Genomic DNA, 14722 nt, shown 5'->3' with positions numbered 1-14722 from the left:
CGCGTTTCCCGCATCGCTCTTCCAGTTCGATCCTCGCATGCGGGAAGGGTGGTATGCCGACCGGTACTTCGTGCGCACCACCAACACGGTCGCCTTCGACCAGCGCGACCCGGTGGTCCGGATGCAGGTCTTCGCCAAGCAGCATGGGATCATCGCCGGCGTGTACGAGGTCATCCGCATGCTGCAGACGCAGCTGGCGCGTCATCCGTACTCGGGGCGCGCGTACGGCATCGACGACCTGACGATCGAGACGCTCATCGACGGCGATCCGCTGGCGCCGCGCGAGACGGCGCTCCTGATCACCGGTCCCTACATCGCCTTTGCGCACCTGGAGACCGACTACCTCGGCGTACTCGCGCGGCGATCGCTCGTGGCGACCAACGTGCGACGGGTGATGGATGCCGCCAACGGGAAGCCGGTGATCTTCATGGGGGCGCGCCACGACGATTGGCGCGTGCAGACCCCGGACGGGTACGCGGCCCGCGTTGGGGGCGCGGGGAGTGTTTCGAGCGATGCCGGTGGGGCCTGGTGGGGGGCCTCGGGCGTGGGCACGATGCCGCACGCGATGATCGCCGCCTTCGGCGGCGATGTGGTCGCGGCGACGCTGGCCTTCACGCGCTACTGCCACGCGCACGAGCCCGATGTGAAGGTCGTCTCGCTCGTCGACTACCATAACGACGTCGTGCGAGACGCGCTGGCCGTGGCGCGCGCGATGCATACCACGTTCGGCACGGGGTCGCTGGCAGCGGTGCGGGTGGATACGAGCGAACGAATCGTCGACACCTCGCTCACCGCCGACGCGGCGGCCCGCGGGCGCGAGGGACTCACCGGGGTGAACCCGGAGTTGGTGCGCCGCCTGCGTGCCGCGCTCGATGGGGGCGGCTTTCCCGAGGTAGGCATCATCGTGTCGGGCGGCTTCACCCCCGCCAAGATCCGGCGCTTCGAGCGCGAACAGATCCCGGTCACCGGCTATGGGGTCGGCTCGTCGCTCCTCGGGCACAACGACGGCGAGCACGACGGCCTGCTCAACAGCTTCGACTTCACCGCCGACGTCGTGATGGTCGACGGGCGCCTGGAGAGCAAGGTAGGGCGCGGCTACGCCCCCAACGCTCGCCTCGTGCGCGTCGACCTCGGCGCGCTCGGCCGCACCGATCCCACGCCATGAACGCCCCGGCGCTCGCGGCTCGCCCCCGCATCGGCTGGGTGGTGGACGTCCAGCACGACTTCATGCGCCCGGAGGGGCGCCTGTACGTGCACAACCTCTTCGATGCAGGTGACGTCGGTGCCACGCAGGCGGCGCCCGCCATCGTGCGCACCGTCGCGTGGATGCGGGCGCACTGCCACGTGGTCGTCTTCACGGGCGACTGGCACGACTACGGCGATCGCGAAATCGACGTCGTGGCGCCCGACGCCACCAAGGGGACCTACCCACCGCACTGCATGGGACTCTCCCCCGATGCCGACGAACGGCGGGGGGCGGCGCTGATCCAGGAGATCGACCCCGGGGCCGAGGCGCTCATCCTGCCGCGCGACGCCAACGATGCGCTGGCGCGCGAGGTCGCGCGCCGCGCGGTGAGCGAGCGTCGGCCCGTCTTCGTGCAGAAGCGCGAATTCTCGGTGTTCGAGGGGAACGCCGGTGCCAACGCCTTCGTGGCCGCGTTGCGCGAGGCGTTAGGCGGCACCCCGGACTTCATCGTCTGCGGCGTCGCCACCGACGTCTGCGTGAAGCAGGCGGTCGACGGGCTCCTCGACCGCTCGGCCGCCGTTGCCGTCGTGCGCGACGCCACTTGGTCGCTCGGCCTCCTGGGGGATGCCGAGACGTTCGACGCCTGGGCGGCACGCGGGGCGACGCTCACCGACTCGGCACGACTCGCCGCGGCGCCGTAGCAACGCCCGCGGATTCGATCGGGGCCCGCACGAAAGCGGGGGAGCGACCGTGACGTCGCTCCCCCGTTGGTCTGTCCCCTCGCCGGCCGCCGCTAGAAGGTGAAGCCCAGCCCCACTTCCATCCCGTCACGCCGGAAGGGATTGAACGAGATGCGGCGCGGGAGCGGGAGGCTCATGAAGCGCTCCTGCGCGGCGCGCGACCCCACCACTCCCCCGATGATGGCCCCGATCACGAGGCCGGCGCCGGCGGTGGCGCTGCGGTTGAACTGCTTGGCCGAGTCGGACGGGTGATACAGGCCGGTGGCCCCCCAAAGGACGAGGGCGCCGATGGGGGCGCCGATGGCGGCCCCCTTCAAGATCGGGCGACGGTTGTACAGCTGATCGCCCCGGCTCACCTCGAGCTTGGTGATCTGGTCGACCGGGAAGGTCCAGATTCCGCGCCCGGCGGCCGCCTCGATGAAGACCGCGGTGTCGCCCTTCATTTCCAGGAAGTTGGCGAGCAGCGGCGACACCAGCGTGGTGGCGGAGATCCGCACCCTGGCCCCCGGGACGACCGGGAGGGCGCTGGTGCTGCGCGGCGTGGCCGGCGGGGTCTGCTGGGCTCCCGCCGGGAGGGCGAGCGCGGCCAGGAGGGAGACGACGGGGGCGATGGTGTGAAGACGCACAGGTGCTCCGTCGGAGCGCAAGGTGAAGACGGGAAGGAGGTTGCGACGGACTAAGTATACCCACGATTCGTCGCGCCGCCTCACCGGGTTCGGGGGCCCGAGCGACCCCCGCCGTACCCGGTCTGGAATAGGACGACCGTTGCACGGTCAGTGCCACAGTCTCGTCCGACGGTTGGAGCGCACCCGAAACCCCGGTATGTTGCGGTGCACGCAACGCCGACCGCCACAGCTGGAGGGGACCATGACGCATGCCGCCGACGTGAACGATGTGACCGCGCTCGTCCGCGGACCCAAGATGCCCGGACGCGTCTCGTCCTCGGTCGGGACCCTGGAAGGGTCGGCCATTCTCAAGATCGCCGGCGAGATCCGCCAGCGGATCGCCGCCGGCGAGAAGGTCTGCAACCTGACGGTCGGCGATTTCGATCCGAAGATGTTCCGGATCCCGGCGTCGCTGGAGCAGGGGATCACCCAGGCGCTGGCTCGCGGTGAGACCAACTACCCGCCGGGCGCCGGCCTTCCGTCGCTGCGGGAAGCGGTCGTCACCTACTACGAGCGCTCGTTAGGGCTGCGCTATCCGGTCGAGTCGGTCATCATCACGTCCGGGTCGCGTCCCGGCGTCTACGGGACGTACTGCACGCTGGTCGATCCGGGCGACCGCGTCGTGTATCCGGCGCCGAGCTGGAACAACAACTACTACTGCCACATGGTCGGCGCGGTCGCCGACCCGGTCGCCACGACCGCCGAGGAATCGTTCATGCCCTCGGCGGAAGTGCTCGCGCCGCACCTGCGCGGGGCGCGCATGCTGGCGCTCAACTCGCCGCTCAATCCCTGCGGCACCGCCTTCACCGCCGAGTCGTTAGGCGCCATCTGTGACCTCGTGCTCGAGGAGAATGCGCGCCGCGGCAAGGCCGAGCGCCCGTTGTACCTCATGTACGACCAGGTGTACTGGCAGCTCACCTTTGGCGACACGGTCCACGTCGACCCGGTGAACCTGCGCCCCGAGATGGCGCGCTACACCATCCTGATCGACGGGATCTCGAAGGCCTTCGCTGCCACGGGCGTGCGGGTCGGATGGGTCCTCGGGCCCACGGACGTGATGGAAGGGATGAACAACTTCCTGAGCCACGTCGGGACCTGGGCGCCGCGCGCCGAGCAGGTGGCGACCGCCGCGTTGCTGCTGCACGAGGACGGAATTGCTGACTTCCGCGCACAGCTCCTCGCCGGCGTGCAGGCGCGCCTCGACGCCCTCTACCAGGGCATCAACGCCCTCAAGGGCCAGGGCTTCTCGGTCGACGCCATTGCGCCGCAGGGGGCGATCTACCTGAGCGCACGCTTCAACCTGTACGGCAAGACGACGCCGCAGGGCGACGTGCTCAAGACGAGCGAGGACATTCGCGGCTGGCTCCTGCGCGAGGCGGGGCTCGCGGTGGTCCCGTTCCACGCCTTCGGGGCCGAAGGGGAGAGCGGATGGTGCCGACTCTCTGTCGGCGCGGTGAGCCTCGAGGAAATCGCCGCCGCCCTCCCGCGCCTCGGCGCCGGGCTGGCTGCGCTGCGTTAGGTAGGAGATGACCACGGTGGTGACGCGCACGACGCGTCACCACGGCACGTCCGCTGAATCGCCCCCCCTCTCTTCCGGAACTCGACCTGATGCCTGCTCGTCACCTGCTGTTCGCCGCACTCCTGTCCGCGGCCCCGACCTACGTGGCAGCGCAGGGGACCATCCCGCCGGCGGCAGAACAGGTCGCGGCGGCGGTCTTGCCGCTCCCGCCCGAGTATCGCGCCAATGCGCGCGTCCTCGGCTACGGGAGCGACGGCAAGCTCATCACGCTGCGGGACGGCAAGGTGATGACGTGCCTGGCGCGCGACCCCAAGGCGCCTCGCTTTCACGTCGCCTGCTATCACGAGTCCATGGAGCCGTTCATGGCCCGCGGGCGCGAGTTGCGCGCGCAGGGGGTGACCAACGCCGCGGAGATCGACTCCACGCGCTTCCGCGAGGTGAAGTCGGGGAAGATCGCGATGCCGAAGTTCCCGGCGGCCCTCTATTCGCTCACCGATGGCGCCTTCGACCCGAAGTCGGGGACGGCGCCGGGGGCCAAGCACCTGTACGTGGTCTACATACCGTATGCCACCCCGGAGAGCACCGGGCTCTCGACCAGGCCGAACGGGAACCAGCCGTGGATCATGTTCCCGGGGACGCCCAAGGCGCACATCATGTTCACCCCGACGATGTAGTGATGGGCGCTCGCGGCCCATCGCTCCGCCTGAATGGCGGTGTCCATGCCCCGTCACGAATGGTGACGGGGCTTCGGCGTTCCGGTCGCCGGGCATGGTGGTCGACGAGATGAGGGTGGAGCGCCATCGCTGGGTCGCCATCGCCGATGTCGGCAGCGGGTGGGAAGCGGACCTCGTCGTTGCGCGCCTCGACGCCGAGGACATCCCGGCGCGCGCCCGCGGCAATGATCTCGTGGGGATCTTCGGCCCGGGGTTCCAGGGGGCCACGGCGCGCGGCTTCCTGGTCGAGGTCCCAGAGCCGTACGTCTCGCGTGCTCGGGCCTTGCTCGCGCGCCCCGCGGTGCTGCCTGACGAGTGGGCCGACGAGTCGGGCGGCACCGACTAGGCGCGTCGTCCGCACCGCCACGAGCGCAACGCGAGCGCGACGAAGGCGCGAAGCGAACGAGTGGCCCTGGTCTCGCGCCCGCTACGCCGCGGCCGCCTAACGTGCGTCGTGCACGACGAGCGCCAGCGGGACGTCGCGCAACCCGGGCCAGCGCTGCGGTGCCGCGCCGGTGCGTCCGCGCACGAGCAGCTGCGCCGAAAGCCCGCCATCGAGCATGAGGGCCCGGACGGCGCCGAGTCGACGCATCAGCTCAGCCATTTCCGGTGTCGTGGGGCCGATCGGCGTGCGATCGGGGAGGGCACCCCCCGCATAACGCGACAGCGCGATGATCACGTGGCCGTCACGTCGTACCCCGATGGCCAGTCGCGTGTCGCGGTGCGTGCGGTCGACCTGCGCGGTGGCGGCGCAGAGCGCCGCGGGGGGGCGTGCATCGCCCTCGAGGAGGGTGGGGTACGACTGCACCGCTTCGCGAACTGCGGCCGATCGCCGCCACGCGGCAATCGCCGATCGCGGGACGATGTCGACCGCGCCCGCCGTGTCGACCACCAGCGCACCTGCAAGCGTCCCCTCGCCGGGGGGCTGCCATTCGCGCCCCCGGTGCACCACCCAACCCCACGGCCCGTCGTCGATGAACTGGCCGGCGTTGAGTGCGATGCGTGCGCGCTCAGGGGCGGCGTCGAGGTTCCATGGCGCGAGCGCGCCATCCTTCTGCACGAGGTCGAGCGCGACGCGCAGCTGCGCGGGGTCGAAGGCGACGACGATGATGCGTGCCGGGACCGCACGCGCCCCGAGGCGAACGGACCACTCGCTCCATTGTACGTCGTCGCCGCGCCAGCTGAGCCGTGGGGCGGCCAGCGGAGACGCCGTCTCGTTGCAGCTGATGGCGTCGATGACGCTGCTGGTGACCACGCGCTGGGCGCGCGCCTGCGCTGCAAGGTCGGCCAGCGGTGTGACGGTGACGAGCAAGGCCCCGCAGGTGAGGCGTACCAGCGACGCACCACGCCGCAGGCACGAAGCGGTGGAGCGGGGGCCCGGAGGCCCCACACGCCGCCGCCCGGAGCCTGTCACCAACCGCGCAGGTCGGAGCTCCCCGACCAGGTCAGCGTCCCACCCTTGAAGAGCGGGGCCATCGCCACGAGCTCGTCGCGTCGAGCCGCGAGCACCGCCAGCTCCTCTTCCGTGAACACCCCTTCCTTCCCCGCCGCCTTGGCGCTGATCAGCCCGGCCTGCGACATCGCGTACAGGGCGATGCGCTCGCGCACCATGCCGAACTGGTAGCGCGTCATCGCGGAGAGCGCCGGATCGGTCACGACCAGGGTGTTGAAGTCATCACCACTCTGGTTGGCGCCGGCGATGGCGCGCAACAACGACGGCGGCGCGTAGGGGCGGGCGCCGCACTTGCCGGCGACGCCGAACATCGTCGCGGTCAACTCGTGCGTCGCCACCTGCAGGCTGTCCTCCAGGAAGACCGCCTTGAGGCGGTCGTTTGCCGCCAGCGCGGCGTTGTACCGGCGGCTCAGCCCATCCTGACGTGCGCTCATCTTGCGCGACGCCTGCATCCCGGCCTGCGAGGGCATCGCCCCGTTGGACGTGGCCCCCTGCACGCAGGCCATCGCCGAGTCGCGCTTGGGTTCGTACACGGCCCGCTCGGCATTGGCGGTCGCCAGCAGCTTGGCCCTCTCGGCGACGGAGGCGATCGCCGCCATCACCATCGTGACCCGGTCGGACGTGACGGCGATATCGACCTTGGCCGAGTTCGAGCCCCCCGCGCCACCGGTCGCCGCGCCGGAGCCGCTGGCCGCGGCGCTCGAATCCTTCGCTGAGCCGCCGACCTTCGCCTTGGCCGCGTCCTTCATGGCGTCCTTCCCGAGCTTCTTGAGGCGACTGCCGATCTGTGCTTCGGCCGGCGAGGCAACGGAGAGCGCGATCAGGAGGGCGGTGCCGCTACGCAGGAGATCCCGCAGGAGGTGACGCGAGCTGGTGCGCATGGTTCGGTGGTGTGATGGGGACGGACGATTGTGGCGAACGCAGGCGACCGCCGTGTGCTGGCGGTCGGGGAGCGCGAACCGGCTCAGCCGGCGCCCTGGGCGGAGTCCACCATCTCACCGCGCCGGCGCCGGAACGCCGCGTACGCACGGAATCCCACCACAATGACGAGCAAGGTGCAGGCCAACAACACGCCTAACGCCGAGAGCTTGATGACCCCCTTGAAAAGCACCAGGGCGGCGGCCAGGACGAGGACCACCGTCGGTCCCTCGTTGAAGACCCGGTACCACTCGCCGCTCCGCGACACCGTCCCGAGCTCGAAGCGTGCAATCGTCTGCTGGCAGAAAAAGTGGTAGACCGTCAGCAGGACGATCAGGAAGACCTTGAGCCAGAGCCAGGACTCGCGCAGGTAGGCGGGGATGAGCAGCAGCATCCCGGCTCCGGTCGCCCACGTCAGGACCATCGCCGGCTGCATGATGATCGCGTACAGCCGCCGTTCCATGTGGCTGAACTGCTTCCCCAGAATCGATCGTCCGGGCTCCGGCGTGGTCAGCGATTCCGCGTGGTAGACGAAGAGGCGCGGGAGATAGAAGAGCCCGGCCATCCAGCTGACCATGAAGACGATGTGGAAGACCTTGACCCAGAGATACAGCATTCAGGACCTGGAAGACGGGAAGACGGGAAGACGGGAAGACGGGAAGACGGGTGGAAACCTACTTCCGTCTTCCTCTCGGTCCACCCAGCCGAAGCGCGTCAGGCGTTCGCGTCCGCCACCTCGGCGTCGGGGGCGTTCGCCTTGACCGACGCGATGCCGTTCTCCACCGCGGCTGACGATGAGTACATCTCGCTGCGACCGATCTCCACGGCGTTGTTGGCCACCATCACGAAATACGGTGAGCCGTCCGATCCCATTCGTCGGTCGAAGTTGGAGTTCTCGGCGGCGTGACGACGCACCGAGTCGATGCCCTCCAGGGCGCCCTGCCGTGTGGCGTAGGTCTGGCTCGTCAGGATCACCTGCCCGTTGGCGGCCTTCAGATTGAACATGAAGCGGTCGTCAGCGGTGGTCTTCACCTCGAACTTGGCTGCCATATCTCCCTCCGGGTTATCGGTGCGCGGGGAAGAGTCTTGGCCCGACCGTCGCGCATCGGTCGCCGCGTGCTGAAACGTGAACCGCGGCCCAATTCTCCTGCCCAGCGCCCGGCGCTGAAAGAGGGCATCCCCCGAAGTCGCTCGGGTGTGACGCAGCGGCTGGCGCTGGACCGGAGGCGAGGACGCCGAGCCCTTGACCCGAAAGGCTGAAACTTTTAGCCTTCCATCCGGCTTTACGGATGTATATGGCTGCTCCTGCGACGCTCGACCACCTCAGCACACTCGCCGACTCCACCAGGAGCCGTCTGTTGCTCGTGCTCGAGCGTCACGAGATGACGGTCACCGAACTCTGTGCTGTGCTTCAACTTCCGCAGTCCACCGTCTCGCGGCACCTCAAGGTCCTGGGTGATGAACGGTGGGTCGAGAGCCGGGCCGAGGGGACAAGTCGCTTCTATAGGATCACGTCGACGCCGGATGAGTGGGCCGAGCGCCTGTGGGCGGTGGTGCGCGACAGCGTCCTCGCCACCCCGATGGCGGAACAGGATCGAGCGCGTGAAGGGGCGGTCCTGTCGGGGCGACGGTCGCGGGCGCGCGAGTTCTTCGCATCCGTGGCAGGGGAGTGGGAGTCGGTGCGAACCGAACTGTTCGGCGATCGGTTGGACCTCCAGCTCGTCCTCTCCTTGCTCGATCCCCAGTGGGAAGTCGGGGACCTGGGGTGCGGGACCGGACACCTGACCGCGCTGATGGCGCCGCACGTGAAGCGTGTGGTGGCGGTCGACGGTTCGTCGGAGATGCTCGCCGCCGCCCGAGACCGGGTGCGCGACGCGTCGAACGTCGATCTGCACCTGGGCGACCTCGAGCAGCTCCCGCTCGCCGATGGTTCGCTCGACCTGGCTACGCTCTCGCTCGTGCTGCACTACGTCCCCGACCCCGCCCGCGCGATCGGTGAAGCGGTACGCGTGCTGCGACCCGGCGGTCGCCTGGTCGTCCTCGACATGATGCCCCACGAGCGCGACGACCTGCCGCAGCGCATGGGGCACGTCTGGCGCGGCTTCGCCGACGCGCAGGTGCGCGAGTGGTTGCTCGCCGCAGGACTTTCCGACGTTCGCTACACCGCACTCCCCCCCGACCAGTCATCCCGCGGCCCCGCCCTGTTCTCCGCGAGCGGCCGCAAGCCCCGACCACCGGCGGTCACCACATGAACGCTTCAGATTGTTAGTCAAAGGCCGGGCGGAAGGTGTGATCGACCGCACCCCTTCCACTCGCGCCCCCAGTCAGTCCTCGCAGTCCTTTGTCTTCCCGCCTACTGGAGGTATGATGTCCACCACGTTGCACCCGACCCTCGGCGTCAACTCGCCGCTCGATCGTCCCGCGTTCAAGGTTGCCGACCTCTCGCTCGCCGACTGGGGGCGCAAGGAGATCCGCCTGGCCGAGCATGAAATGCCCGGGCTGATGGCGATTCGCGAAGAGCAGAAGGGGAAGCTCCCGCTCAAGGGGGCCCGCATCATGGGCTCGTTGCACATGACGGTGCAGACGGCCGTGCTCATCGAGACGCTCGTTGACCTCGGCGCCGACGTGCGCTGGGTCTCGTGCAACATCTTCTCCACGCAGGATCACGCGGCGTCGGCCGTCGTCGTCGGGCGCAACGGCACCGTCGACAACCCGACCGGCGTCCCGGTCTTCGCCTGGAAGGGAGAGACGCTCGAGGAGTACTGGTGGTGCACCGAGCAGGCGCTCATGTGGCCGGACGGGCACGGCCCCAACATGCTCCTGGATGACGGCGGCGACGCGACGATGCTCGTGCACAAGGGCGTGGAGTACGAGAAGGCCGGCGTCGTGCCGGCGTTCGATGCCGACAAGGAGCCCGAGGAGTGGGGGGTCATCCTCGAGTTGCTGCGTGACCAGTTGGTGAAGAACCCGGGGCGCTGGACCAAGGTCGCGGCCGACATCAAGGGCGTGACCGAGGAGACCACCACCGGCGTGCACCGCCTGTACGAGATGATGAATGCGGGGACGCTCCTCTTCCCGGCCATCAACGTCAACGACTCGGTGACCAAGTCGAAGTTCGACAACCTGTACGGCTGCCGTCACTCGCTCACCGACGGGATCCTGCGTGCCAGCGACGTGATGCTGGCCGGCAAGGTGGCGGTGATTTGCGGCTACGGCGATGTAGGCAAGGGCTGCGCCCAGGCGCTCAAGGGGCAGGGGGCGCGCATCGTCATCACCGAGATCGACCCCATCTGCGCGCTGCAGGCGGCGATGGAAGGCTATCAGGTGACGACCATCGACGAGGTCATCCGCACCGCCGACATCTTCATCACCGCCACGGGCAACACGGGGATCATCACCGTGGAGCACATGAAGCAGATGAAGGACAAGGCGATCGTCGGCAACATCGGCCACTTCGACAACGAGATCGACATGGCCGGGCTCAAGAAGCACGGGATCACGCGCATCAACATCAAGCCGCAGTTCGACGAGTTCGTCTTCCCCGACGGGCACTCGGTGCTGGTGCTGGCCGAGGGGCGCCTGCTCAACCTGGGCTGCGCGACGGGGCACCCGAGCTTCGTGATGTCGGCGTCGTTCTCGAACCAGGTGATCGCCCAGCTCGAGCTGTTCTGCAACACGAGCCAGTACGAGAAGAAGGTGTACGTGCTCCCCAAGCACCTCGACGAGAAGGTGGCGCGGTTGCACCTGGACAAGCTGGGCGCCAAGCTGACGAAGTTGTCGGCGGACCAGGCGGCGTACATCGGCGTGCCGGTGGACGGGCCCTACAAGCCGGACCACTACCGCTACTAGCACACGGTAGTCGGAAAGACGCAACGGGGGGTGGAGGCGCACGCGTGGCGCCTTCACCCTCGCTTCGTGTCCCGTGACCCCGTCTCCGGTGAAGCGCGCCGCACGGCGTCCTCCGCGGCTGGTGCGCGCGAGCCCTGCGGTGCAAACTGAACGTCCCCTCGTCCTCACCACATGTCCGACTCTTCACGCCTCGACGCGCTCGAAGTTGCGGTGGCCCGCCTGACGAAGGAGCTGGTGGCGCTCCGCGCGGAGGTGCGCACGTCGCGTGGCGGGGGGCGGGCTGACGCGACGGAGCGGTCGGACGACGGGGCGGCGCTCCCATCGGTGCCGTTCCCGTCGATGCCGTCACCCTCGGCGGTGCCGACGCTGGACGTGCCTCCCGGCGCAGGTGCGGGACGAGCCGAGCCGTATGTCTCCGACGAACTCCGTCGAATCGCGACAGCCGCGACGACGGCGGGGGCGAGCGCGAGCGCGGGGGATCGTGGCCGTGGCGATGCGGGCGACACCCGTGATGCCCGGGCGGCCGCGGGGGCGACTCCGTCAGCTGCATCATGGCGCCCGCACCCCGGCCGCTTCCAGCGCGAGAACCTCGAGGCGCTGGTCGGGCGATACGGAACGCTCGCCTTGGCCGCCTTCACGATCCTCATGGGGGTCGGCGCCTTCATCGGCTGGGCGATCAAGAACGGGATGATTGGCCCGGAGCTGCGCGTTGCCCTCGGCGCGCTGGCGGCGGGTGTCGTCGCGGCGATCGGGTGGCGCCTGCGGCGCGGCGATTCGCCCCGCTTCGGAAGCATGCTCCTGGCGTTGTCGCTGGCTATTCTGCACGTCGTGTGTTGGGGCGCCGGGCCGCTCCTGCACCTGGTGCCCGGCGCGCTGGCCCTCGCGGTGGCGACCGCGGCGTCGGCCGGGCTGTCCATGCTGGCCCTGCACGACGAGGATCAGTCGCTCTTCAACGTGGGATTCGGCGGCGCGCTGCTGGCGCCGTTCGTCACCTCGTCCGATACCGGCGACGCCGTGCTCCTCCTGCTCTACGGTGCGCTGGTGCTCGGTGCCGGCATGCGCGCCATGCGCGATCGTGCCTGGGGCAAGACTCCGTTCGTCCTCGGGCTGGGCGTGGCGGCCTACACCGCCGCAGCGAGCGGCCAGCTTGGCGGCGCGCAGGACTGGGTCCAGGCCTCGGCGCCCGCCACGTTCGCCATCGCCGTCGCGTGGCTGTCGATCCTCCTGGTCAAGGGGAAGGCGCGCGAACGCGTCGCGATCACGGCGCTCGTCGCGGCCGTCGGGGCGATCGCCAACATGTCGCAGTCGCCGTCGTTACTCGCGATTCGACAGCCCCTGGCGGCGCTCGTGGCGATCACGGGGTTTCTCACCGTCACGGGAGGGGGCGCGGGACGCCTGATGGGCTTCCTCGTAGGCTTTGCGCTTCCGGTTGCGACCCTCACGGTCGCGATCGGCGAGTTGATGTGGTCGTCGTCGCGCACGATGGGCACGGTGACGCTGCTGTGGACGATCGGGAGTGCGGCGGCCGCGTGGGCCAACCGCGACCGTGCGCGCGGCTGGCACGGCTTCACCGCGACGGCATTGGGAGGGGCGGCCATCGCCCTGCTCCTCAAGGGAGAGGACCGCACGCAGGTCATGGCGCTCGCAGCCTACGCGGCGGCGGCCTCGGTCGTCATGCGACGCACGACGCTGCGTCAGGTCGCGCTGGCGGCGATGGGGTGGCTCGCGGTCGCCACCATCATCGCCTTTGCCCTCCTCGACGATCGCGAGCGATGGCTGACCCGCCCCTTCCTGACGCCGGAATCGGGGGTGGCGCTGGTGGTGTGCGCCGCGTGGTTCGTCTTCTCCTGGAACTGGGCACGCCTGGGACTGGAGGGGGACGAGATGATGTTCGACACGCGCCGCAGCATGGCGCGCATCCTCGGCGGCGTGGTCACCTTCCTCTGGATTCACGTCGAGCTCTCGCGCACCGTCTCGCTCGACGTCTCCACCTTCCTGCTGGTGGCCTACTACGCGGTGAGCGGGGTGCTGGCGATCGGCATCGGGCGCTGGCGGGCGATCCCCCTTCTGCGGCAAGTTGGACTCGCGCTCGCCGTCTTCGCCGCCTTCAAGGCGATGATGGAGACCTCAGCGCTCTCGATCGGATGGCGCGTGGGCGGCTACATGCTGGCCGGTGTCTTCCTGCTTGGCGTGGCGTACTGGTACCGCGGAAGGGGAGCTCCCGAGGCAACGACCGGGGGCGCCGCCGCGGCGGGGTGACGTCCAGGCGTCAGGTGCAACGCGCGCCGGCGCCTCGTCACAGCGGCGGGGGTTCCCTCCCCATGGTGCCGTGTACGGTCGTCTCGGGGATCCCGGCCAGGAAGTGATCGATGGCCTCGACCCCCTGCATCGCCGAGTGATCCTGGTTGGAGACTTCGTACTTCCACGCGCCGAATCGCCCGCGGCTGTAGATGCCACACGCTTCCAGCGCGGGGAGCACTGCGTCGAGCACCTCGTCCCGGAGCAGCCACGGGGTCGGGTAGCCGTACTCCATTCGGCGATGCCAGGTCGTCACGATCTCGGTGGTGTCGTCGATGAAGCCGACGCGCTTGAAGCCGGCGACGGTCTCGTCGACGACGCGCGCGAGGTCGACCGGCTTGTCCGGTGACTCGCTCACCTCGGCCATGAGCGACCACTGCGTCCCGGGGAGCGCCACGTTGTGCGGCGAGTAGTTGCTGAAGACGGTCACCCGGTAGAACGGGGTCTCCGGTTCGGGGAAGTACATCCAGCACTTGGTCGCGAGGCTGCTGGGCGCCTGGCCAGTGAAGCCCACGCCCACGACATGGCTGGATGAGTAGACGAACTCGCCGGCGCGCGCCGTGAGCTCCGGGCGATCGGAGAGGAGGCGCAGGAGCTGCTGCAGCGGGATGGACGAGAGGAGGCGGTCGTAGCGCTCGCTCGTGCCGTCGGAGAAGTGCGCCACGCGGGCTGCGGAATCCACGCGCACGAGCCGCCGACCCAGCGACAACTTGCCGGCCGGCAACCGTGCGGCCAGCGCGTCCCAGATGGCCCCGGTGCCCCCAAACTTCGGGAAGCGGAAGGTGGCGTTCGGTCCCCAGCTCACCTCGTCGCGCTGGTTCACGAGGTTGCCAAGGATACGGACGAAGTCGACGGTGGCCACGCGCTCCCCCATCCAGCCCACCCCCATCTTGTCGGGCGTGTACGCCCACACCTTGCGGTTGTACGGGTACATGAACACGTCGCACAAGCCATCCCCAAACGCGCGCTGCAGCCATTCGGCGAAGTGGGCCGGCGGACTGGTGGTGGCCTCGCGCTGCTGCAGGGCGACCAATCCCACGAGGCAGCGCAGGAGGTCGTCGGGGGGGAGGCGCCAGATGTTGTTTTGGAACGGATAGGGGACCCACCGCTCGCGCATCCAAACCCACGCCTCGCGCTGGTGCTCGATCCACGCGTCGCCGAGCGCCGTGTTCATCAAGGCGTCGAAGTAGCGGTAGTGCGAGAAGAGGACGTGTCCGCCGAGGTCCCACGTGAACCCCGCGTCGTCCCGGATGGACGTGGCGAGGCCGCCGGGGTGGTCGTCCCCTTCGACCAGGAGCCAGTTGTCGTGTCCGCGCTCGGCGAGGCGCCAAGCCGCGGAGAGCCCCGTAGGCCCAGCGCCGACTACGAGAATGCGCATGCG

The 14722-nt window shown here is 69.3% G+C and carries 14 protein-coding genes; 8 read left to right on the top strand and 6 right to left on the bottom strand.

Annotation, left to right across the window (positions count from 1 at the left end; all coding sequences use genetic code 11):
- The first annotated feature begins 37 nt into the window (after positions 1 to 37).
- Together IPN47_12070 and IPN47_12065 are read left to right on the top strand one after the other, a co-directional pair.
- Positions 38 to 1165 (top strand): quinolinate phosphoribosyl transferase, encoded by a 1128-nt coding sequence (locus tag IPN47_12070; GenBank protein MBK9408762.1) that lies wholly within the window; start codon positions 38 to 40, stop codon positions 1163 to 1165.
- Positions 1162 to 1887: a cysteine hydrolase family protein gene (locus IPN47_12065; GenBank protein ID MBK9408761.1), complete on the top strand. Its 726-nt coding sequence runs from the start codon at positions 1162 to 1164 to the stop codon at positions 1885 to 1887. Before IPN47_12070 ends, IPN47_12065 begins: the two co-directional genes overlap by 4 nt.
- A 92-nt stretch (positions 1888 to 1979) precedes the next feature.
- Here the strand turns inward: IPN47_12065 and IPN47_12060 are convergent, their stop codons facing one another.
- Positions 1980 to 2552 carry a hypothetical protein gene (locus IPN47_12060; GenBank protein MBK9408760.1) on the bottom strand — a complete coding sequence of 191 codons (573 nt, stop codon included), beginning with the start codon at positions 2550 to 2552 and terminating at the stop codon, positions 1980 to 1982.
- Positions 2553 to 2847: 295 nt separating this feature from the next.
- Between IPN47_12060 and IPN47_12055 the strand changes: the two genes are divergently transcribed.
- From IPN47_12055 to IPN47_12045, 3 genes are all read left to right on the top strand, one after another.
- Positions 2848 to 4110 (top strand): aminotransferase class I/II-fold pyridoxal phosphate-dependent enzyme, encoded by a 1263-nt coding sequence (locus tag IPN47_12055; GenBank protein MBK9408759.1) that lies wholly within the window; start codon positions 2848 to 2850, stop codon positions 4108 to 4110.
- Between the two features lie 89 nt (positions 4111 to 4199).
- Entirely contained in the window at positions 4200 to 4784 is a 585-nt protein-coding gene (locus IPN47_12050; GenBank protein ID MBK9408758.1) for a hypothetical protein, read from the top strand.
- Positions 4785 to 4899: 115 nt separating this feature from the next.
- A complete protein-coding gene (locus IPN47_12045) occupies positions 4900 to 5169 on the top strand; it encodes a hypothetical protein (protein ID MBK9408757.1) in 270 nt (89 codons plus the stop codon).
- 96 nt (positions 5170 to 5265) lie between these two features.
- On the opposite strand, the gene IPN47_12040 is transcribed toward IPN47_12045, so the two are convergent.
- The 4 genes from IPN47_12040 to IPN47_12025 form a co-directional block, all read right to left on the bottom strand.
- Complete coding sequence (locus IPN47_12040; protein MBK9408756.1) at positions 5266 to 6135, bottom strand: phosphodiester glycosidase family protein; 870 nt, start codon at positions 6133 to 6135, stop codon at positions 5266 to 5268.
- A gap of 98 nt (positions 6136 to 6233) precedes the next feature.
- Positions 6234 to 7157 carry a hypothetical protein gene (locus IPN47_12035; GenBank protein MBK9408755.1) on the bottom strand — a complete coding sequence of 308 codons (924 nt, stop codon included), beginning with the start codon at positions 7155 to 7157 and terminating at the stop codon, positions 6234 to 6236.
- 83 nt (positions 7158 to 7240) lie between these two features.
- Positions 7241 to 7810 (bottom strand): protoporphyrinogen oxidase HemJ, encoded by a 570-nt coding sequence (gene hemJ, locus IPN47_12030; GenBank protein MBK9408754.1) that lies wholly within the window; start codon positions 7808 to 7810, stop codon positions 7241 to 7243.
- 98 nt (positions 7811 to 7908) lie between these two features.
- On the bottom strand, positions 7909 to 8244 hold the full coding sequence (locus tag IPN47_12025; protein MBK9408753.1) for a YegP family protein: 336 nt from the start codon (positions 8242 to 8244) through the stop codon (positions 7909 to 7911).
- A gap of 239 nt (positions 8245 to 8483) precedes the next feature.
- Between IPN47_12025 and IPN47_12020 the strand changes: the two genes are divergently transcribed.
- The 3 genes from IPN47_12020 (at position 8484) to IPN47_12010 (ending at position 13302) form a co-directional block, all read left to right on the top strand.
- A complete protein-coding gene (locus IPN47_12020) occupies positions 8484 to 9446 on the top strand; it encodes a metalloregulator ArsR/SmtB family transcription factor (GenBank protein MBK9408752.1) in 963 nt (320 codons plus the stop codon).
- A gap of 115 nt (positions 9447 to 9561) precedes the next feature.
- A complete protein-coding gene (locus tag IPN47_12015) occupies positions 9562 to 11043 on the top strand; it encodes an adenosylhomocysteinase (protein MBK9408751.1) in 1482 nt (493 codons plus the stop codon).
- Between the two features lie 171 nt (positions 11044 to 11214).
- The gene (locus IPN47_12010; GenBank protein ID MBK9408750.1) at positions 11215 to 13302 is read left to right on the top strand and encodes a DUF2339 domain-containing protein; all 2088 of its coding nucleotides are present in this window, start codon (positions 11215 to 11217) and stop codon (positions 13300 to 13302) included.
- A 37-nt stretch (positions 13303 to 13339) separates the two neighbouring features.
- Here the strand turns inward: IPN47_12010 and IPN47_12005 are convergent, their stop codons facing one another.
- Positions 13340 to 14719: an FAD-dependent oxidoreductase gene (locus IPN47_12005; protein ID MBK9408749.1), complete on the bottom strand. Its 1380-nt coding sequence runs from the start codon at positions 14717 to 14719 to the stop codon at positions 13340 to 13342.
- Positions 14720 to 14722: the final 3 nt, after the last annotated feature.

The sequence above is a fragment of the Gemmatimonadota bacterium genome, from assembly GCA_016719105.1.
Classification (GTDB): Bacteria; Gemmatimonadota; Gemmatimonadetes; order Gemmatimonadales; family Gemmatimonadaceae; genus SCN-70-22.
The sequence above is the reverse complement of the archived record's forward strand: the minus strand, read 5'-3'. Positions and strand labels throughout refer to the sequence as shown.